Annotated in this window: 31 protein-coding genes; 15 read left to right on the top strand and 16 right to left on the bottom strand. The window is 43.4% G+C overall.

Annotated elements, in window-relative coordinates; genetic code table 11:
• Nucleotides 1–22: 22 nt before the first annotated feature.
• The 15 genes from AC5JPT_RS00605 to AC5JPT_RS00535 form a co-directional block, all read right to left on the bottom strand.
• The gene (locus AC5JPT_RS00605; RefSeq protein WP_493856685.1) at nucleotides 23–382 is read right to left on the bottom strand and encodes a RusA family crossover junction endodeoxyribonuclease; all 360 of its coding nucleotides are present in this window, start codon (nucleotides 380–382) and stop codon (nucleotides 23–25) included.
• Complete coding sequence (locus tag AC5JPT_RS00600) at nucleotides 379–726, bottom strand: hypothetical protein (protein ID WP_493856684.1); 348 nt, start codon at nucleotides 724–726, stop codon at nucleotides 379–381. The genes AC5JPT_RS00605 and AC5JPT_RS00600 overlap by 4 nt, the downstream gene beginning before the upstream one ends.
• Nucleotides 726–881 carry a hypothetical protein gene (locus AC5JPT_RS00595; protein WP_493856683.1) on the bottom strand — a complete coding sequence of 52 codons (156 nt, stop codon included), beginning with the start codon at nucleotides 879–881 and terminating at the stop codon, nucleotides 726–728. The genes AC5JPT_RS00600 and AC5JPT_RS00595 overlap by 1 nt, the downstream gene beginning before the upstream one ends.
• A 207-nt stretch (nucleotides 882–1,088) precedes the next feature.
• Nucleotides 1,089–1,502 carry a hypothetical protein gene (locus AC5JPT_RS00590; protein WP_493856682.1) on the bottom strand — a complete coding sequence of 138 codons (414 nt, stop codon included), beginning with the start codon at nucleotides 1,500–1,502 and terminating at the stop codon, nucleotides 1,089–1,091.
• An 11-nt stretch (nucleotides 1,503–1,513) separates the two neighbouring features.
• Nucleotides 1,514–2,275 (bottom strand): phosphoadenosine phosphosulfate reductase domain-containing protein, encoded by a 762-nt coding sequence (locus tag AC5JPT_RS00585; protein ID WP_493856681.1) that lies wholly within the window; start codon nucleotides 2,273–2,275, stop codon nucleotides 1,514–1,516.
• Nucleotides 2,272–2,811 carry a hypothetical protein gene (locus AC5JPT_RS00580; RefSeq protein WP_493856680.1) on the bottom strand — a complete coding sequence of 180 codons (540 nt, stop codon included), beginning with the start codon at nucleotides 2,809–2,811 and terminating at the stop codon, nucleotides 2,272–2,274. The genes AC5JPT_RS00585 and AC5JPT_RS00580 overlap by 4 nt, the downstream gene beginning before the upstream one ends.
• A complete protein-coding gene (locus AC5JPT_RS00575) occupies nucleotides 2,801–3,586 on the bottom strand; it encodes a YdaU family protein (protein WP_493856679.1) in 786 nt (261 codons plus the stop codon). Before AC5JPT_RS00575 ends, AC5JPT_RS00580 begins: the two co-directional genes overlap by 11 nt.
• 10 nt (nucleotides 3,587–3,596) lie before the next feature.
• Nucleotides 3,597–4,310, bottom strand: a complete 714-nt coding sequence (locus AC5JPT_RS00570) for an antA/AntB antirepressor family protein (protein WP_493856678.1) — start codon at nucleotides 4,308–4,310, stop codon at nucleotides 3,597–3,599.
• 58 nt (nucleotides 4,311–4,368) lie between these two features.
• Nucleotides 4,369–4,674, bottom strand: coding sequence for a hypothetical protein (locus AC5JPT_RS00565; protein ID WP_493856677.1), 306 nt, complete (start codon nucleotides 4,672–4,674; stop codon nucleotides 4,369–4,371).
• Nucleotides 4,675–4,845: 171 nt separating this feature from the next.
• Nucleotides 4,846–5,055, bottom strand: coding sequence for a hypothetical protein (locus AC5JPT_RS00560; RefSeq protein ID WP_493856676.1), 210 nt, complete (start codon nucleotides 5,053–5,055; stop codon nucleotides 4,846–4,848).
• Between the two features lie 9 nt (nucleotides 5,056–5,064).
• Nucleotides 5,065–5,277 (bottom strand): hypothetical protein, encoded by a 213-nt coding sequence (locus tag AC5JPT_RS00555; protein WP_493856675.1) that lies wholly within the window; start codon nucleotides 5,275–5,277, stop codon nucleotides 5,065–5,067.
• The gene (locus AC5JPT_RS00550) at nucleotides 5,267–5,407 is read right to left on the bottom strand and encodes a hypothetical protein (RefSeq protein WP_493856674.1); all 141 of its coding nucleotides are present in this window, start codon (nucleotides 5,405–5,407) and stop codon (nucleotides 5,267–5,269) included. The genes AC5JPT_RS00555 and AC5JPT_RS00550 overlap by 11 nt, the downstream gene beginning before the upstream one ends.
• Before the next feature lie 28 nt (nucleotides 5,408–5,435).
• Nucleotides 5,436–5,621 (bottom strand): hypothetical protein, encoded by a 186-nt coding sequence (locus tag AC5JPT_RS00545; RefSeq protein ID WP_075106589.1) that lies wholly within the window; start codon nucleotides 5,619–5,621, stop codon nucleotides 5,436–5,438.
• Nucleotides 5,622–5,655: 34 nt separating this feature from the next.
• Nucleotides 5,656–5,868: a hypothetical protein gene (locus AC5JPT_RS00540; RefSeq protein ID WP_493856673.1), complete on the bottom strand. Its 213-nt coding sequence runs from the start codon at nucleotides 5,866–5,868 to the stop codon at nucleotides 5,656–5,658.
• A 3-nt stretch (nucleotides 5,869–5,871) separates the two neighbouring features.
• Complete coding sequence (locus tag AC5JPT_RS00535; RefSeq protein ID WP_198333670.1) at nucleotides 5,872–6,084, bottom strand: hypothetical protein; 213 nt, start codon at nucleotides 6,082–6,084, stop codon at nucleotides 5,872–5,874.
• A gap of 114 nt (nucleotides 6,085–6,198) precedes the next feature.
• On the opposite strand from AC5JPT_RS00535, the gene AC5JPT_RS00530 reads away from it, so the two are divergent.
• The 13 genes from AC5JPT_RS00530 (at nucleotide 6,199) to AC5JPT_RS00470 (ending at nucleotide 12,757) form a co-directional block, all read left to right on the top strand.
• On the top strand, nucleotides 6,199–6,939 hold the full coding sequence (locus AC5JPT_RS00530; protein ID WP_493856672.1) for a helix-turn-helix domain-containing protein: 741 nt from the start codon (nucleotides 6,199–6,201) through the stop codon (nucleotides 6,937–6,939).
• 652 nt (nucleotides 6,940–7,591) lie between these two features.
• Nucleotides 7,592–7,978: a hypothetical protein gene (locus tag AC5JPT_RS00525; protein ID WP_493856671.1), complete on the top strand. Its 387-nt coding sequence runs from the start codon at nucleotides 7,592–7,594 to the stop codon at nucleotides 7,976–7,978.
• Between the two features lies 1 nt (nucleotide 7,979).
• The gene (locus tag AC5JPT_RS00520; RefSeq protein ID WP_493856670.1) at nucleotides 7,980–8,228 is read left to right on the top strand and encodes a hypothetical protein; all 249 of its coding nucleotides are present in this window, start codon (nucleotides 7,980–7,982) and stop codon (nucleotides 8,226–8,228) included.
• Nucleotides 8,225–8,533, top strand: coding sequence for a hypothetical protein (locus AC5JPT_RS00515; protein WP_493856669.1), 309 nt, complete (start codon nucleotides 8,225–8,227; stop codon nucleotides 8,531–8,533). The genes AC5JPT_RS00520 and AC5JPT_RS00515 overlap by 4 nt, the downstream gene beginning before the upstream one ends.
• An 85-nt stretch (nucleotides 8,534–8,618) precedes the next feature.
• Nucleotides 8,619–8,891, top strand: coding sequence for a hypothetical protein (locus tag AC5JPT_RS00510; RefSeq protein WP_493856668.1), 273 nt, complete (start codon nucleotides 8,619–8,621; stop codon nucleotides 8,889–8,891).
• Complete coding sequence (locus AC5JPT_RS00505; protein WP_493856667.1) at nucleotides 8,891–9,142, top strand: hypothetical protein; 252 nt, start codon at nucleotides 8,891–8,893, stop codon at nucleotides 9,140–9,142. Before AC5JPT_RS00510 ends, AC5JPT_RS00505 begins: the two co-directional genes overlap by 1 nt.
• Nucleotides 9,143–9,263: 121 nt before the next feature.
• Complete coding sequence (locus AC5JPT_RS00500) at nucleotides 9,264–10,055, top strand: ERF family protein (protein ID WP_493856666.1); 792 nt, start codon at nucleotides 9,264–9,266, stop codon at nucleotides 10,053–10,055.
• Nucleotides 10,052–10,693 (top strand): lambda exonuclease family protein, encoded by a 642-nt coding sequence (locus AC5JPT_RS00495; protein ID WP_493856665.1) that lies wholly within the window; start codon nucleotides 10,052–10,054, stop codon nucleotides 10,691–10,693. The genes AC5JPT_RS00500 and AC5JPT_RS00495 overlap by 4 nt, the downstream gene beginning before the upstream one ends.
• A gap of 16 nt (nucleotides 10,694–10,709) precedes the next feature.
• Complete coding sequence (locus AC5JPT_RS00490; protein ID WP_493856664.1) at nucleotides 10,710–11,276, top strand: single-stranded DNA-binding protein; 567 nt, start codon at nucleotides 10,710–10,712, stop codon at nucleotides 11,274–11,276.
• A 360-nt stretch (nucleotides 11,277–11,636) separates the two neighbouring features.
• Nucleotides 11,637–11,873: a hypothetical protein gene (locus AC5JPT_RS00485; RefSeq protein ID WP_493856663.1), complete on the top strand. Its 237-nt coding sequence runs from the start codon at nucleotides 11,637–11,639 to the stop codon at nucleotides 11,871–11,873.
• Nucleotides 11,866–12,345: a type II toxin-antitoxin system HicB family antitoxin gene (locus tag AC5JPT_RS00480; RefSeq protein ID WP_493856662.1), complete on the top strand. Its 480-nt coding sequence runs from the start codon at nucleotides 11,866–11,868 to the stop codon at nucleotides 12,343–12,345. The genes AC5JPT_RS00485 and AC5JPT_RS00480 overlap by 8 nt, the downstream gene beginning before the upstream one ends.
• Complete coding sequence (locus AC5JPT_RS00475; protein ID WP_493856661.1) at nucleotides 12,342–12,518, top strand: hypothetical protein; 177 nt, start codon at nucleotides 12,342–12,344, stop codon at nucleotides 12,516–12,518. The genes AC5JPT_RS00480 and AC5JPT_RS00475 overlap by 4 nt, the downstream gene beginning before the upstream one ends.
• Before the next feature lie 20 nt (nucleotides 12,519–12,538).
• The gene (locus AC5JPT_RS00470; protein WP_493856660.1) at nucleotides 12,539–12,757 is read left to right on the top strand and encodes a helix-turn-helix transcriptional regulator; all 219 of its coding nucleotides are present in this window, start codon (nucleotides 12,539–12,541) and stop codon (nucleotides 12,755–12,757) included.
• A 232-nt stretch (nucleotides 12,758–12,989) separates the two neighbouring features.
• Here AC5JPT_RS00470 and AC5JPT_RS00465 read toward each other — a convergent pair whose 3' ends face one another.
• Nucleotides 12,990–13,235, bottom strand: a complete 246-nt coding sequence (locus tag AC5JPT_RS00465; protein WP_319050185.1) for a hypothetical protein — start codon at nucleotides 13,233–13,235, stop codon at nucleotides 12,990–12,992.
• Nucleotides 13,236–13,738: 503 nt separating this feature from the next.
• Between AC5JPT_RS00465 and dinB the strand changes: the two genes are divergently transcribed.
• Together dinB and queA are read left to right on the top strand one after the other, a co-directional pair.
• Nucleotides 13,739–14,824, top strand: a complete 1,086-nt coding sequence (dinB, locus tag AC5JPT_RS00460) for a DNA polymerase IV (RefSeq protein WP_493856659.1) — start codon at nucleotides 13,739–13,741, stop codon at nucleotides 14,822–14,824.
• Between the two features lie 177 nt (nucleotides 14,825–15,001).
• Nucleotides 15,002–16,204: a tRNA preQ1(34) S-adenosylmethionine ribosyltransferase-isomerase QueA gene (gene queA / locus AC5JPT_RS00455; protein WP_493856658.1), complete on the top strand. Its 1,203-nt coding sequence runs from the start codon at nucleotides 15,002–15,004 to the stop codon at nucleotides 16,202–16,204.
• Nucleotides 16,205–16,260 lie beyond the last annotated feature (56 nt).

The following is a 16,260-nucleotide window of genomic DNA, read 5'->3' as shown; positions in this document are numbered from 1 at the left end:
GATTTGATGCGTTTGTGTGCGTTTATAGCTCGTATAGCTCAACATCGATTCGACCACCTTTGACAACTTCGCCCCTGACTATCGTTATTTCATCAAACTGCTCGTCATCTAAAAATACGTGTCCTTGCATCGAGTCCAGTAACGCCTTTAGGATGTTGTCTAAGTCTCTGCGTCGCCTATCAGGTACATTGACAACAAACCGACCTTTCAAGCGCCCTGTGAGCTTGTCACGTCCATGTAGCAGCATCTTTACCGTGTGCTTGTACTTCACACCTCTTGCGCTAACCCTGACACCGCCATTGATGTTTCTTTTCCAGTAGCTATTGACCGATGGCGGATAATCTAATGCGAATGAAACTGGCTGTTCTGATAGTTCGGTCATTTGGCGACCTCCTTCTGGAAAATCGAAGAATGGTTCAACTCGTTTTCATACGCCTCCCTCAGCTGAATGTCGTAGCAGCCATAACCCTCTTCAATTACAACCCAATCTTTATTGCCTTTTAGTAATTCAGTCATTGTCAACGTGCTACCAAACGCATTTATTCGGCCTTGAGATATAGAGTTGTTGGCAGCGCTGTTGTAAACGAAGTACCAGCGATATCCGCCTGAGTCTGCAAACATTGTCTGATGTGACTTGATGGGCTGGTCAAGCGGTATCTCACAACCAATCAATTTAGAAAAATCTCTGTTTAGTTTTTTTATGACCCTCTCTCTAGGATTACTCATCACTTAACCTCCCTAATGATCTGTTTGGCTTTACTCGCTGCCATTTCTTCACTCGTGCCGTCCGTGTAAGTCACAATCACAGTCGTCATGCCTTTGGGCGTCACTCGCTGCACGTACTTTTGATTGTTAAAGTTTTTGCGTTTGGTTTCGTTCATGTCACACCCTCGTTATCAGATAAGCCAAAAGTAAAAATATCGGTAATGCCAAAACGTATGTACTAGCTGCTTTCTCGTACCACGTAAAACCAAACGATACAGCGGTAACTTTTGATGCTCGGTGCGCCAGTATTGCGAACCTCACAGCGACAAAGTAAGCGCAAATGAGATAAGCGACCATTAAGCCAATAACTAAGTTTTCTGTATTCATACCTTCACCACCGCTCTGCATCTGTTTTCGTCCCAGTCTTTACCTTCGTTTTCGCTCATGATGACCCTTGACGCCTTGTCTACCGCCTTCCAAAGCGTATGTACCGTGTCTGGCTGCTTCATCACAGCGAATGCTTGTGCTGGCTTACTAAATCCCACCTCATACATTGATATTTCAATTCTGAAAAATCGCGCCTTTTTCATCACTTTTCGCGTCTGTGTTTTCCAATGACCGGTAAAAACACTTGCTGCTTGCATACCCTCGAACGTTTCTTTGTTAAGTGGCACTTGCATAGAGCCTGTCTTGGTCAGCGGTGGTAGCTTCTTTACCTCCGCATCGGTCAGCCATTTAAAATTGGACATATCGAGCAAGGCAAACGCTGCTTTGAGTTCGTTTTCTAAGTTGCTCATAGTTGCTCTCCTTAAATCTGACAAATTAAACAAAGTTGGTCTGGGTTATTCCGTTGTACGCCGCCCTTGCTGGTAAATACGTTCTTACCAATTTCTTGCTCAACCACTCGAACCTTTGCTAGTTGCTCAGCGCCAAAATCATCAAGTCCGAAAGCGCGTTCTTTTGACCAGTCACCACCTGCTAAGCAAGGGAAGCAGCCCACACGATCAAAGCCTTTTGCATATAGCGGATTCTCAGCACCATCTAAAAACTCGAATACCTCTTTTGCCGTCCAATCCATAATTGGCAATCTAAACCTAACGCCCATTTTTCCTAGATACTTCGGGTAATTGCTCGGTAAAATTTCATGCGGCTCATACAATTCATCATTAATCTTGTCTTGGTATCGCTTGGCTCGTTCGTGGCTTTCACCGCTTCTCATGCCGTACCACACCTCAAACCCTTCTTCTTGATACTCAGCTAAAGTTTTGTAGAATTTCTTGCTAACATTTATCTTTAACTGGTCGGTACAGAATCTTGCTGTGCCTGATGGAAAGCGTTTGTACTTCCTAACTAGGCTCAGAACGTCACCATCACACCGCGTGATGATTTCTACGCCATACATACCTTTCATCTTTTCAACGTGCTTATACGTCAGCTCATGCTCATATTGCGTATCGCAAAACAGACCGATGACGTTTTCGGCACCAAAGCGCTTTACAGCTAACGCTAAACAGACTTGGCTATCTTTGCCGCCCGATACCGGCACCACACACTTCACTAAGTTACTCATGCTGACAATCTCCGTAATTCTGCTAATTGGGCTGTGATCTGTTTGTCTGCTTCGCTACCTGCTTGCACTGGCGTATGCTCATAAGCGACTTGATGCGATTCCGGTACTTTAAAATCCTTGCCTTCGCTGTGTTCTTTGCAGACTTCTGGATAATGCTTTTGCCAAGATTTGTAGCTAATCGATTCAGGCTGTGTCTTGAGATTCCATGTGCCGACTCGTTTTGCTGTCTCAAGTGTTACTTCGTGCTTGTAGTTGCCTTGTGCTGCTGCTAGGTATTCAGTACGCATATCGGGATAGTTACTGGCTGTCTCTGTGCGTCCTAGTTTTAAAAAATCTGCTGGATGTGTTGGTGGCCATTCGTATCTGATTGAAACGCGCTTAGCTAGATTAAATTCCTGATCCGTGGTGTTCATGTCGTTAAGCACGATAAGCCAAACTTTCACAGTGTCCATGTCCCAATCTTCATCTTTCATTTTTGAGCGATAGAGCTTTTTCCAGCCTTTGAACAAACTGGCAATCTGCTCTTTAGTTAACAACTCGCTCTCGTTGTGCTGACTCTGCTGCGAGCTGTGCATCAAGTCTGTCTGCGTATATGTCTGCTTGTGAGCGTTTTGGCTGATGTTGGCTGTTAGCTGATTGACTGTTTGCATTGTTATTCCCCTGCTTGGTTACTATTTCGTGAGTCCATCCTTCGTTGTTCAGATAAGTCATCGGATGCAACCTGAATTGCTTATCTGGCTTACTCTCTTTGTACAAAGGAACGTTAATCATGATTAGCTCACGTTCTGCATCTGTCAGAGAATTCCACTTGCTTTCAACTTTAGACTTCTTGCCAACTTTGTAATCGTAAGCACCCCAAAAATCATCAAACGGTATATTTATATTAGTTAATGGTTCTTGGTTATTAGTTAATGGTTCTTGGTTAGGGTTTAATTCGCTTTCCAATTGGTTCCCACTGGTATCCGACTGGGTTTTTTTACTGTCTTTTTTAGGTGGTCTACCGCCTTTTTTGCCGTTTTTGCGGTTCTTTTCAGCATTTGCTTGATACTTTTCAATCTCTGCATCAATACGTTTGTGGTAGAAACCGTCGTCTTGCTCATCAAAAAAGTCATTTAGCACGTCTAAAAGCATCTTTTCGTGGTCGTGGGTTTCCAAACTTAACCGACGCATAACCGAGTGGGTTTTGAGTGGTATTGGTGTTTCATCTAAGTAATAGAGATCAATCAACGAACGATAGATGTAATGCTCCATCGGCTTTAGATGGGCGGTGTCCTTCTTGTAATCTGCGATGTTGAAACTGTAGTAATGCATTACCATCTCCTTATGCGACACTTTCGTTTGCCAATCTCTCAACTACCCACGCCTCACCTTTGAGGGTGAATAACGGCTGTGAGTAGCCCATATCGGTTTGTTTCATCTCTCCAAGCTGCTTATCAATAAACCATTGCTTGAAGGCTTTACCGCGCTTGTGAGCCTTGTTATAAACGCCTATCTCGCTAAGTACGCGATTAAGCATGATTGCCGATAGACCGATTTTTTGACCTACCTGTGTGGCTGTGAGTAGTGTGTGACGGTCAACAACCTTGTTGTAATGTGCGACCTTTGGCGCGTCTTGCTCGATTTGTAATGCTTGGTTGGCTGCAAGCTGTAATGCCTCAGCGAATGATTGCGGTAGCTGATGACTTGGTTGCTGATTGGCGCGACGTTCGCAATCAATGAAATATTGACGCGCTTGTTTGCCTTTATCAGAACGCTGGATCATGGAGATTTCTTTTGACATGTCGATACTTAAAAAATAGTCCTGAAGGGATTGGCGAGCTAGGGCGTTAAAAACTTCACACCCTATATAATCGACATTCTCAACAAAGCCATACTGCAACTGACGTTCAAACCAATTGCCAAAACGTTCGCTTGGCTGAAGGAAACCGTATAAGTCACGAGCCGATACCGCTTGCTGTAAATCTTTATTTTCTTGAATAGTTGGTAATTGCATGTCATAATCTCCGTTGTTGCTACTTGAGTTGTTGATATTCATGTCGTAATACTCCAGTTAAGTTTGTTGAAAAGCCTGTCAGTTGCCTCTGATGGGTTTTTTATTGCTCAGCGATTTTGTAGCCGATGATTAAACCTTGATTGTCAAAAACCCTTTCTAGGTTCATTTTTCCGTCTCTATGTGCTCGCCACATACCGTCTAATGCACTGCGTCTTTTTCGCTTGGTCGGAAAACATGAGACATAACAAACACCGTCTTTTTCTAGTCGATTCAAGCAAACATCTTTCATTTGCATTTTCTTTTCTGCGCGAGTGAGTGGCTTGCCCAGCGTTCGCGTCTCTCTGTGTGGTTTACGCGGTGTGACTGTAAAACCTTCGCCGAAGTTATCTAGTTTTGTGATTTTCATTTCAGACACTCCCCTGGTGCTTGCGTTAACTGGTAGCCTTTGATGTTTCCGCGTTCGCCAATGCGGTTAATAACAAAGCCTTCTTTTCTTAGTTTGTAAATCTGCTCTCTTAGAGCTAGTAAATTGTCGTTGCTGCTCAATGTGATTTTTCTATGGCTGAGCATCCTCTCTTTAATCCGCTCGTATGAGTACCTTTTTGGCATGCCCTACACTCCTTTTGCCTCGGCCGTTAAAACTGAAAACCTTGCCTGTGTTTACCGCTTGTCTGACACCATGCTTTTTTAGATACTCATCAATGGCGTCTTGATCTGCGCTCTGTCTTGCATAACTTGAGTGCGCTGGAATGATTAACTTTTTGATCCCTGCGTTACGTGCTCTCATGATTAACCCCTATACAAAGTGGAATAGTGCGTAAGCGACGATTGATACCAACGTTATATGCGTGATAAATCGCATCACACCGCGCCAAAATATCTCGTTCATGCGCTGCTTGCGTAACTGCTCATCTAGTAGCGTCTGAGCGTTACGATCTGCAATATATCCCTGTATTGCTTGCTCCTTGCTCGCTGCCAGTAATTGCCTTGCGTCGTATTCACTTCTCATTGTTTTCGTCCTTGATTTCGTATATCTCATTGCTATAAACAGCTACCGGCTGCTTGTCTTTTCGCTGCTCCTGCATTCTGGCTGCGTGCTTAATCTCACGCTCCCATGCTTGAATGTCTTGTTCTTGCATCTTTTAGCTCCTTTTCGGTTACCGAAAATCATTTAAGTATCTTTATTGATTTCGGGTTATAAATTGATTTGCGAGAAAACTCCTTTACGCGCTTGACGTGCCTATTAGTTGCATGGCTCACAAGTTCATCGACTGTCATGCCCATAATTTTTGCTGCTCGCTTGATATCCTCTAGCTCATCCTCGCTAAAAGACGGCTGATCGTTATCAGGCATAAGCCTCTCCTATTTTGCGGTTACCAAAAGTTCGCTAACCTGCGTCTTTCAAGTTTGTGTAATCTGCGTCAAACTCTCCTTTAAGTTCAGCTCTAAGTTCTTCGATAAATCTAAGTGTGGCTTGACGAACTAACGTGCTCTTTTGCAAGCCAGTTAAACCAGCCACCTGAGATATCGCTTCAATTTCGTCATCATTGAAACGAGCATTGACCCTATGGTCTTTGATGTGCCTTGGATTGTCGTACATGGGTTAAGCCTCCTCTAGCTGTTTGTTTTGGCATAACTCTTGATGAGCTTTAACAAGTGCAGCGCCGTTAATGTATGTAAGGTTTGGTTTTGGCAAGCCGCGTTTTAGATCACTGATAACGCCTTGGTGCACACCAGTAATATCTTGCAGCTCGTTTTGCGTTCTACCTTCGAGAAGGTCTTGAACAACTTTTGTGAAGTTAATCTCAGTAGTCATAAATATCGCTCCAGCGTTTAATGTAATCATAATATCGTAATTACGTTATTTAATCAAACGTCAAAACGATATTTATTTGTATCATAATTACGATAATTAGTAAGGGGTATTAAAATGGACAATGAAAAGTTAGGCGATAGGGTTAGGAAGGCGCGGAAACACGCAGGATTCACCCAAAATCAACTCGCTAAAAAAGTCGAGACATCACAAGGCGCTATTTCTGATATTGAGAATGGCAGAAACAAAGAATCATCTAATTTGTACGATATTGCTAAAGTTACAGGTGTAAGTACCGATTGGCTTATTAAGAACCAAGGCGAAATGCTAGATGTGGATAAGAAGCCGTCTATTGATGAGTTGAAAGCGCAGATCATGGCAATGCAAGGTCAAAGCAATGGTGACCTATTTGATACACCTGCCGACACTGAACATAAAGCAATGTCTGATAGCTCAGATATGGTGCCCATACTTAGCTGGGTGGCTGCTGGCAGTTGGTCTAATGTTGACCCAGTTACGATGTCAGACTCTAAAGGCAAGGCTCCTAGACCACCTAATATATCTAAGTTAGGTTTTGCCTTAATCGTTCGCGGTGAGAGTATGCTGCCTAAATTTGAGCCAGACGACGTTATTTATGTAGAGCCTGAGACTGGACTTTTTGCACTAAAGAACAATGACCTTGTGATAGTCCAATGTAATGACGATACAGAAGCCACGTTCAAGCAGTTGGTTTTAGGCGAAACATCGGAAGATATGTACTTACGCCCTCTTAACCCAAACTGGCATGAACAAAAGATGCTGCCAATGGGCGAATGCAACTTGGTAGGTAAAGTGGTGGGCAAATATGTCATCTACTAACGATTGGTCTTATATATGGGTGTGCCACCTGGTCAAACATTCACACCTAGTCGAGACGCTGCCTTTTGGTTGGGGTGTCTATAGAGAAGCTATAGATTTAGACTAATAATTAAAATCATCTATCAAACCGTCCTTTTGGGCGGTTTTTTTGTATCTGTGAATATCGTAATAACAATAAATTTACATAATAATATCGTAAATACGTTAAAAATATCGTCATAGGGGTTTACATCATATCGTAATCACGATATTATAACTACATCGCAACGAACAACGCAGACGATGCAAGCGATAGCTATTTAACAGACTGAGACAACAAGAAGTTATTAAGTCATAGCCGTTTTAATCGACGGCTATCGCGTACTAACTATGAGGATAAGGGTATGGGGTTGAGAGTTGGAGATTATTTGACGTGTACCAAAGCGTACACGAACCTCCTAACGGTAGGTGAGAAGTACAAGATTACTAGATTTTTCTTGGACTACTCAATTGTTGATGTGAGCGGTGAAGAGAGATGTGTATGCAAACATACCAACCACGTACTTCATGGCTTGAAAATTATTGGCGTAGCTAAAGCCAAATAACACCCACAAAAAAGCCCTGAAATTGGCGGACACCAGACAGGGCTTTTACTTAAATAAGCGAGGATATTATGACACAGCAAATAAGCAAAAAGCAATATTTCGATTTAGGCAGAAAAGACGGTTATCTGATTGTCGAGTTAGACAGCAATCAGGTTCACTTTGAAGTCAAAGCTACTTTATCGGAAAAGCTAAAAGACGCACTACCAGTCTTTGCAGTAGATGCAAGCGGTAACAAGGTCAAGTATCAACACGCGCCACATCATAACAATCTTATTTTGATCGCCTTTGTTGAACTGGTTAATAAATCTTACTGGCAACGTACTCAGAGCCAACCAGTGCAAGAACGTAAGCCCTACCTTGATGCGGTTATGGACAAAGCAAGGCATCAAGCATGGCTCAACAATGACTGGGAAAACGATATGCGTAATGAAGCGGCAATGTGGGGAGGTGCTTAATATGTTAGAGCAAATCAGAGTACGTGGTGATGACTATCGCGGCATGGGCGTAGCAAACGCCCTGCTCTCTTATGAGCACGTAGAGGACGAGAATTACTTGGTGCTGCATCGCGTGCAGATTGAAATCAACACAGATTGCGACTTGCTGCTCGACTGCCCTATTGATGATGAATCGGTCAGAGAGCACTTTGAGAGCATGTTATCGGTAGCTGTGTGCAATATGGACGTTAAGAGCGAGGTCACGGCATGATGAAATCTTACTTCTACAGCAACCATGACAACGTGGGGACTTACCATCCTCACAACCGCGTCAAGGTGTCAGCACTAAGCAAGCTGCCCTCACCTGATGTTATCGACAAGGGGCTGGTTATCAATAACGTCAGCGATATTCAGGGTAATGAGTTTAATTTGTTTTTCATTACTGATCGTGATTTGACCCTAGATGACATTGCTCAGATTGTGGCAAACGAAGTGCCAAATCATGAGGATTTATTCTCTTACATAACGGCTGATGTTGTGATGCAAGCCGATTGGATAGATGAGGTCACGGCATGAACTATTACATAGCAGTACCAGTTGTAGCTGTACTTGCATTAAACGTCTGGTTTGTTTTGCCAGTGCTGAAAAGTGGGGTGGTGTGATGAAACAGCCAACGCAAGCGGATTTTGAACATGCTCCCGAATGGGCTAAGAGTATGGCTGTTGACAAAAATGGAACGGCTTTTTATCACAGCATTAAGAAAGAAGCTCTTAAGAGTGATAACGATCAGTGGTGGCCTGAAAATCATCATGATTACTCTCATTACATAATGGGCGTTGTGACTGGTGCTAAAAAAACAGGTAGCTATGCCGATGCGGTTAAATATGATGCTACGGACTGGCAAAACAGCGCAATAGATAGAGAGGTGAACTAATGGACTGGCTAATTTTTATCACGTTTGGCGCTCTTATGGGCGCTATCACGGCAACGGCACTTGCTGACACGGTGGTTATAGACGACAAGGCTTATCAGATGGTCGAGATTGAAGGTGAAATGCTGGTAAGCAACGAATGGCAGCCGACTACTGAGAGTGGCTATACAGACGAGTACGTGCAGTCTGAGCAGTATCAAACGGTTAAGGCTGCGAATGAGACATTGAGAAAAATTAAGGGTGGTGAGTTATGAAACACCAATGGGCGCAGTTTGACCATCACGATGCACCAGCTTTTAAGTTGACCGATGACGAGGAACGCGAGCTGATAAGCGCGTGGAGTCAATCACATATTTTTAGATAAGGAATAAGACGATGAGCGAATTAACGACAGTAAATAGCAATCAAGTTGCAGTACAAGGTGATGCTGGTCAAGTTATGGCATCTAAGATTTTAGAGTTAGCTGCTGATCCAAACTTTGACGTTGACAAGCTAGAGCGCCTGATTGGTCTGCAAACAAAAGAGACCGAGCGCCAAGCATCAGTATCATTCAGCACAGCGTTTGCTGCAATGCAATCAGAGATACCGACTATTGCAAAGGCTAAGTCAGGCAATGGCTCGAATTACGCCACGCTTGAGGACGTAGTGGAAATAACGCGTCCTATCTTAAACAAGCATGGTTTTTCATTGTCTTTTGACACCAACACGGTGCTAGAGAAAGCCGATGATAAATCGACCAACGACTACAAAGGTTACGTTGAGATTGTCGCAATCCTGCTACACAAAGAAGGCCACAAAGAAAAGACAACCTTGCTTGTGCCGTTTGACTATAGCGGATCAAAGAAAAACAACCCTGCTCAAGCAATGGGGTCGTCAGTCAGTTACGGCAAACGATATACGCTATGCGCCCTACTCAATATCGCAACACGCGATGACAACGACGCATCAGCAGCCTGGCAGCATAAGAAAATCACAGCAGCTCAAGCGCGTGGGCTGTCAGCTAAGCAAGCCAAGTTGAGTGATGCTGACAAAGACAGCTTTGCCAAATGGCTGCTAAGTGACTTCTCTATTGATGATGTTGCAGACATACCGCAAAGCGCATACAACTATATTGACGGTCAACTGACTGCCAAATTGAACGCTGCAAAGGAGCTTGAAACCGCATGATTATCTTAGACGTAAAACAAGGCTCACCTGAGTGGCTTGCTGCGCGTCTAGCATTGCCAACGGCAAGCGAAATGCACTGTCTGCTCGCAGATGGCCGCGTTTGCAAGCCGTTTGGACAAGGCGCTTTATCACTGGCTGACGCATTGGTTGCCGAACGCTTTACAGGTCTATCAGCACGAAAGTTTGAAGGCAATGATGATACTGAGCGCGGCCATGTTGTTGAGCCGATAGCGGTTCAAGAGTATATCAACAGCGGCTATGCAAAGGCTGACGATGTTATTGAAGCTGGCATCATGCTTGATAAAGGCGTTGGTGCAAGTCCTGACCGACTGATTGGCACTGATGGCGGTCTTGAGATTAAGTCAAAGCACTCAAAAGGCATGGTTACACTTCTACGCAATGGCAAGATTGATAAGGCGCACATCACGCAGATACAAATCAATCTGTGGGTATCTGGGCGCAAGTGGTGGGATTATTTTGTTTACTGCGACGGATTATCGCCTTTTTATAAGCGTTTTTATCCTGACGAAAAAATACATAAGAAGCTAGATGAGCGAGTGCCACAGTTTTTGGCGTTACTCGATGAGCTGAGTGAAGCATTAATCACGGGCGATATGCCTGATAAATTCAAAGTTTAATTAAGAGAGAGTAAAAATGGCTAATCAAAATCAAGTAAATATCACTGGTCGCTTGGGTAAAGATGCAGAGTTCAAAGCATTCAGCAATGGCGGCGGCGTTTGCAACTTTAGCGTTGCAGTGTCGGAAACGTGGACTGATAAAAATAGCGGTCAGCGCCAAGAGAAAACCGAGTGGATTCCAGTGGCTATGTTTAGCAAAGGTGCTGAAAAGCTAACGCAATACCTAACCAAAGGCACACAGGTTCGGGTATGTGGCAAGTTTAAAACACGGTCATGGGAAAACAACGGTGCCAAGCAATATCGCACTGAGGTCGTTGTTGATGGGTTTGGCACTGAGGTCGAGCTGTTAGGTAGTCCGAGTGGTCAGCAGAACCAACAACAAAACAACCAAGGCTATCAGCAGCCGTCTAACAATCAGCAAGCGCCTAGCAACTACGCACAGCAGCAAGCGAATAAGGCGCAAGGTATGCAAGGACAGGTTAATAACCAGTTTGCACAGCAGAACCAAGCACCTGCAATGAATGGCGGTGGCGCGGTAGATGATGATATTCCGTTCGCAAAGCACTTTGACGGGGTGATGTGATATGAGTTGCTGGGATGCGTACAACGACGACCATGAACTACCGCCAGTTGGTGAGTGTAAAGAATGTGAGTGCGATATAGATAAGAACGGAGACACCACGCTTGAATGTTGTGGTTATTCGCCAAAATGTGCAACGTGTGGTTATGCACCTTGCGACCATAGCTGCTAACAGTTAAACCCAGCTCAGGGGATAGTATGAGACGCGTATAGCTAGATGGTGTCGTTCAACTACTAGCAGCAGAGATTGACAATTCCTTACGTGTGAGAGCATGTGCGTTGAAAGCGCAGTCGAGGCAAAGCCGATTGACCACCGATAGCACTTAGGTGCAGGTCATCTATTTACTAATGAGGATAATAAGAATGACTTATGAATTTACAGAAACAAGCACAGTTGACGATTTGTCGTTTAAGACCGATGTGCTTATTGAGCCTTACGAATTAGGTTTGAGCATCGACTGCTCTCTTCACAGTTATTACACGGATAGCAAAAAACAATATCAATATAACGAGGTTGTTGCTGTGCTACCTGACCAAGAGGCTATCAGACTACGTGATTATCTAATCGCTAAATATCCACAGGAGCAAAACAATGAGTAATTTACAGCCGTTGAAGTGGAAGGACGAAGCAGACCGTAGTGAAGCTCAGCATGAGTTTTTTTATTACCGCGTGATACCTGACCATGAAAGTGTTGGCAAGTTTTCAGTCCGATATAAAGACAGCAGCAGTCACCCAGCCACAGGTTTTGCAACGATGGACGACGCTAAGGAATGGGCTTGGGACAACTACAACGAGAAGATGCAGCCTTATCTTGACGCGAGTAGATACCCAGCTACATTTACAGAGGTTATAGATAGCGCGGGGTTTTATGACGGCTTTGTCGTGACATTTCGTGATGTGCCAGAAGCGAATACACAAGGCGATACGTTTATCGAAGCTGTGGAAATGGCGCAAGATGCACTGCAAACAGCTATGGAGTTTTACGACGAGGACAACAAGCCGCGACCAAAGCCAAGCGCAGCAATTCATGGTGATGTAATGATTGATATTAATAGCGAGGTGACGAAGTGAAACCTAATATCGAATGCCCTAACTGCGAAAACTTACTGCAAAACGATGTGAAAGGCGCTGAATATGGCGATGTTTTTCACGATGAAGATGAGCTGCATTACAACTGCGAGCATTGCAAGATTGATTTGACGCTCATTGCATCGGTGAAAATATCTTTTGATGCTTATGTTTGATAAATTTGACGAGGTGACAGATGACTAACTTACGAAGACTACGAATTGCACAAGTGGTTGATAAAGTGGCCTTACCACGGTCAACGATTTATGAGAAAATCAATGACGGTACCTTTCCGAAGCAATACAAAGATGGTAGCTCGTCTTTTTGGTTCGAGCATGAGCTTGACGCATGGCTAATAAAAGTGCATGATTTGCACCTAGAGCCGGTGACTGAAAACGAAGAAGAAACAGCCTGACATTGATTAATAACAGTAAAATTAACAGTAATTGACCATTAACTAAAATAACAAGTCAATTAAATCAAAGGCTTAACCGTTTAATTCGAGTCCGACCACTGGTACCAATATGTAGTGCAATTCAACCTCCCCCTTCGGAGGTTTTTTTGTGCCTGTAACTTTATGACTATTACGTTACGCTTGTCACTTTTTACTGGTCTTACCCCTTCTTACTGGCAATATTTGTTTGTACTTATACCGCTACTTCGTATTGCGTAACCGCACTTATCTTAATCGGTACGGCATAGCTCCATGGCATGCCCGCACTGCAGTAAAAAAATCCATCACGGAATGATACGATATAGGCGGTAAAATCATTGCCGCAATGATCCATCATTGCTTGCTCATCGCTGTCATCACAAACCGCACACCATATTCGCTTGGTACCGCGTGCTAGCATTGCCCGTGTTAGGTCACTCCCCTTCAGTTCGTTATTCATCATCGGCTCCTTGACATTCTGCACTCTCTCACAATACCTACCTTTCAAGAGTTGATTTATCCGTACTCAATTCGTAAATTTGGTATTAACGACAAACAATGTTTTCGTATAAAAAATAATGTTAGGCGTTATTTATTTTTCACCGCACTTATTACTATTGAGTATCTACTAGTGTAAAACTTTAATGGACTGACTGTAATAGATAGCCATCAGATTAGCGATGAATGGCAAAACTACTAAGACAAACGGCTTAGTTGAATAAAAACACTTAACAAACTTTTTAATAAAACTGGGCAAAAAGAAACAACTGTTCACTAACGTTGCAAAAGCATGAAACTTCCTATCTATCTAGAACAACGGTGCGCCATTTATATTATATTTACTTTATGATATATATCAAAATATGGATATTAATGCAACTTTGTTTGTCAGTTTTTATTGGCTCCTGTCAAATCTAACAATTGATAATAGAAAAACCCAGCAAGTCAGGTAAAATATCGACTATGACTATTTCTAAAGAATCCAGTCCTCGTAAAATCATTCATATTGATATGGATGCTTTTTATGCCAGTGTTGAGCAGCGCGACTTTCCCGAGCTTCGAGGTAAGCCATTGGTAGTTGGCGGTGATCCTAACGGTCGCGGCGTGGTTGCCGCTGCCAGTTACGAGGTACGTCAATTTGGCGTACGTTCAGCAATGTCCTGCTATGAGGCACGTAGACGCTGTCCAGAGGTGGTATTTGTCAGACCGCGTTTTGAGGTTTATCGAGCGGTCAGTAGTGACATTCGCCGTATTATGCATAGTTTGACCCCCCATGTTGAACCATTATCACTAGATGAAGCCTATTTGGACGTTACTGGACTTAGCGCGCACAAAGGCTCAGCAACGCTAATGGCCAACTGGTTGAGGGCACAAATTCTAGAGCAGACAGGGTTGACTGCTTCTGCTGGCGTCTCATTTAATAAAATGCTGGCTAAAATTGCTTCCGATATCAACAAGCCCAATGGCACTGCTATCATCACACCAAAAGATGCTGATGCGTTTATTAGTACGCTACCTATTGAACGCTTTCACGGTATAGGGAAAGCAACAGCAAAGCGATTGCATGCGATGGGTGTGAGCAATGGCGCAGATCTCCGGCGTGTGCCAGCAGCTACTATGGTTGAGGAGTTCGGTAAACGTGGTCAGTTTTATTACGATATCGCTCATGGCCGTGATGAGCGACCAGTCAAGTCTGAGCGTACTCACAAATCAGTCGGTTCAGAGACGACTTTTAGAGATAACTTGAGTGATAATGACGAGCTGCGTATACAGATTTATGAGCAGAATGCTGATGCTTTTAGCCAGTTGCACAAAAAAAACCTCGTTGCCCATACCATCACGCTTAAAATAAAATACTCGGACTTCACTCAAATTACGCGCTCGCACACTTTATCTACCACTTTTGATAGCGCTGAGTCTGCACATTATTGGTTAGACAAGCTATTTGCAGATATTCCACGCGAGCTGCCCATTCGGCTGGTAGGTGTGACCTTTTCTTCTTTATTGCCTTCTACGCAGTTATTGCCTCAATTAACTTTATTTGAATAACCTAATCGCTGACTGATGGTTATTTTTAATAAAAGCAATCAGTTTCGTATTTCCGCTTAGGCTATTACTCTGTTCTAACAGTCATATCATACGCTGCTATCATCGGGTAAAGTATCCTTTCATAAAAGCATTTCTGCTACAATTATGCCAAAATCTCTATTGAACTAAAGACTGATTATGACTGACTCTCACACTGCATTTACTGATACAAACACATCGCTTGATACCATCGCCAATAACGATACCTCAAACTATTTGAGCGTTGAGGACTATGATTATGAGCTGCCAGATAGCTTGATTGCCCGCTATCCTCTAGCACAGCGTTCTGCTTCAAAATTGCTATACTTGCCTGCTAACTCTCAGACAAACACTACTCGAATAGAAGACTGTTTGTTTTCTGCATTGCCCGACTTATTGGATGCAGGCGATCTGATTGTCTTTAATGATACAAAGGTAATGAAGGCGCGTCTGTTCGGCCAAAAAGATACTGGCGGCAAACTTGAAGTCCTGATTGAACGCTTAGTTAATCTTGATGATTTAGATACTGCAGCCCTGCATCTAAAAGACATGAGTGATGAGCCAGTGAATCAAGAACACATTGCGCTTTGTCATGTAAAAGCAAGCAAAGCACTTAAGCTGGGTCAGCGCTTGCAACTTGCTGACGGTCATATGAGTGCTGCAATGATTGGACGTCAAGACAACTTGTTTATTTTGGCATTTGATGCGCCGATTTTACCGCAATTAGAGCTCTATGGTGAACTTCCTATTCCACCTTATTTTGAGCGTCATGCCGATGAGACTGACAACACTCGTTATCAAACCGTTTTTCATGATCCTACTAAGCTTGCTAGCGTAGCGGCTCCTACAGCGAGTTTGCACTTCGATGAAGCGGTACTGAGCAAGCTTGCAGAAAAAGGCATCAATACTGCTTTTGTCACATTACACGTTGGTGCTGGTACCTTTGCACCAGTCAAAACAGACAACCTACTCAATCACACCATGCATAGCGAATATGCACACCTACCGCAAACGACGGCAGAGCTAATCAATCAGACTCATGCAAATGGGAACAAAGTTATCGCTATCGGTACAACAGTCACTCGTGTCCTAGAGACGGCTTATCAAAAGACAGCTATCGACGGGCAAAAGCTCTCTAGCTGGTCAGGTGATACCGATATTTTTATCTACCCAGGATTTAAGTTTGGCGTTATCGATCGATTGTTAACGAACTTTCACTTACCTAAATCAACACTATTGATGCTAGTGTCGGCATTTGCAGGCAAATCATCTATTGAGCACGCCTATCAACACGCTATTGACAAACAGTATCGGTTTTTCAGCTATGGTGATGCCATGCTGTTAGATAGAAAAGTTGACTAAACATGACATAAACATTTTGTGCATTGCACACAACAGTTGTGAAATAAACTGGTAAA

This window comes from Psychrobacter sp. H26 (assembly GCF_059073035.1).
This window is presented reverse-complemented; position numbering and strand designations above follow the sequence as displayed.

What these genes read in the sequence shown, in the direction of transcription:
- AC5JPT_RS00575 (WP_493856679.1), bottom strand. Translation starts at nt 3,586, where the DNA reads ATGCATTACTACAGTTTCAACATCGCAGATTACAAGAAGGACACCGCC.
- AC5JPT_RS00505 (WP_493856667.1), top strand. Translation starts at nt 8,891, where the DNA reads ATGGACTGGCTAATTTTTATCACGTTTGGCGCTCTTATGGGCGCTATC.
- AC5JPT_RS00480 (WP_493856662.1), top strand. Translation starts at nt 11,866, where the DNA reads ATGAGTAATTTACAGCCGTTGAAGTGGAAGGACGAAGCAGACCGTAGT.
- AC5JPT_RS00545 (WP_075106589.1), bottom strand. Translation starts at nt 5,621, where the DNA reads ATGCCTGATAACGATCAGCCGTCTTTTAGCGAGGATGAGCTAGAGGAT.
- AC5JPT_RS00605 (WP_493856685.1), bottom strand. Translation starts at nt 382, where the DNA reads ATGACCGAACTATCAGAACAGCCAGTTTCATTCGCATTAGATTATCCG.
- AC5JPT_RS00595 (WP_493856683.1), bottom strand. Translation starts at nt 881, where the DNA reads ATGAACGAAACCAAACGCAAAAACTTTAACAATCAAAAGTACGTGCAG.
- AC5JPT_RS00530 (WP_493856672.1), top strand. Translation starts at nt 6,199, where the DNA reads ATGGACAATGAAAAGTTAGGCGATAGGGTTAGGAAGGCGCGGAAACAC.
- AC5JPT_RS00470 (WP_493856660.1), top strand. Translation starts at nt 12,539, where the DNA reads ATGACTAACTTACGAAGACTACGAATTGCACAAGTGGTTGATAAAGTG.
- AC5JPT_RS00570 (WP_493856678.1), bottom strand. Translation starts at nt 4,310, where the DNA reads ATGAATATCAACAACTCAAGTAGCAACAACGGAGATTATGACATGCAA.
- AC5JPT_RS00515 (WP_493856669.1), top strand. Translation starts at nt 8,225, where the DNA reads ATGATGAAATCTTACTTCTACAGCAACCATGACAACGTGGGGACTTAC.
- AC5JPT_RS00510 (WP_493856668.1), top strand. Translation starts at nt 8,619, where the DNA reads ATGAAACAGCCAACGCAAGCGGATTTTGAACATGCTCCCGAATGGGCT.
- AC5JPT_RS00485 (WP_493856663.1), top strand. Translation starts at nt 11,637, where the DNA reads ATGACTTATGAATTTACAGAAACAAGCACAGTTGACGATTTGTCGTTT.
- AC5JPT_RS00585 (WP_493856681.1), bottom strand. Translation starts at nt 2,275, where the DNA reads ATGAGTAACTTAGTGAAGTGTGTGGTGCCGGTATCGGGCGGCAAAGAT.
- AC5JPT_RS00540 (WP_493856673.1), bottom strand. Translation starts at nt 5,868, where the DNA reads ATGTACGACAATCCAAGGCACATCAAAGACCATAGGGTCAATGCTCGT.
- AC5JPT_RS00555 (WP_493856675.1), bottom strand. Translation starts at nt 5,277, where the DNA reads ATGAGAAGTGAATACGACGCAAGGCAATTACTGGCAGCGAGCAAGGAG.
- AC5JPT_RS00520 (WP_493856670.1), top strand. Translation starts at nt 7,980, where the DNA reads ATGTTAGAGCAAATCAGAGTACGTGGTGATGACTATCGCGGCATGGGC.
- AC5JPT_RS00490 (WP_493856664.1), top strand. Translation starts at nt 10,710, where the DNA reads ATGGCTAATCAAAATCAAGTAAATATCACTGGTCGCTTGGGTAAAGAT.
- dinB (WP_493856659.1), top strand. Translation starts at nt 13,739, where the DNA reads ATGACTATTTCTAAAGAATCCAGTCCTCGTAAAATCATTCATATTGAT.
- AC5JPT_RS00500 (WP_493856666.1), top strand. Translation starts at nt 9,264, where the DNA reads ATGAGCGAATTAACGACAGTAAATAGCAATCAAGTTGCAGTACAAGGT.
- AC5JPT_RS00565 (WP_493856677.1), bottom strand. Translation starts at nt 4,674, where the DNA reads ATGAAAATCACAAAACTAGATAACTTCGGCGAAGGTTTTACAGTCACA.
- queA (WP_493856658.1), top strand. Translation starts at nt 15,002, where the DNA reads ATGACTGACTCTCACACTGCATTTACTGATACAAACACATCGCTTGAT.
- AC5JPT_RS00495 (WP_493856665.1), top strand. Translation starts at nt 10,052, where the DNA reads ATGATTATCTTAGACGTAAAACAAGGCTCACCTGAGTGGCTTGCTGCG.
- AC5JPT_RS00525 (WP_493856671.1), top strand. Translation starts at nt 7,592, where the DNA reads ATGACACAGCAAATAAGCAAAAAGCAATATTTCGATTTAGGCAGAAAA.
- AC5JPT_RS00550 (WP_493856674.1), bottom strand. Translation starts at nt 5,407, where the DNA reads ATGCAAGAACAAGACATTCAAGCATGGGAGCGTGAGATTAAGCACGCA.
- AC5JPT_RS00560 (WP_493856676.1), bottom strand. Translation starts at nt 5,055, where the DNA reads ATGAGAGCACGTAACGCAGGGATCAAAAAGTTAATCATTCCAGCGCAC.
- AC5JPT_RS00535 (WP_198333670.1), bottom strand. Translation starts at nt 6,084, where the DNA reads ATGACTACTGAGATTAACTTCACAAAAGTTGTTCAAGACCTTCTCGAA.
- AC5JPT_RS00590 (WP_493856682.1), bottom strand. Translation starts at nt 1,502, where the DNA reads ATGAGCAACTTAGAAAACGAACTCAAAGCAGCGTTTGCCTTGCTCGAT.
- AC5JPT_RS00465 (WP_319050185.1), bottom strand. Translation starts at nt 13,235, where the DNA reads ATGAATAACGAACTGAAGGGGAGTGACCTAACACGGGCAATGCTAGCA.
- AC5JPT_RS00600 (WP_493856684.1), bottom strand. Translation starts at nt 726, where the DNA reads ATGAGTAATCCTAGAGAGAGGGTCATAAAAAAACTAAACAGAGATTTT.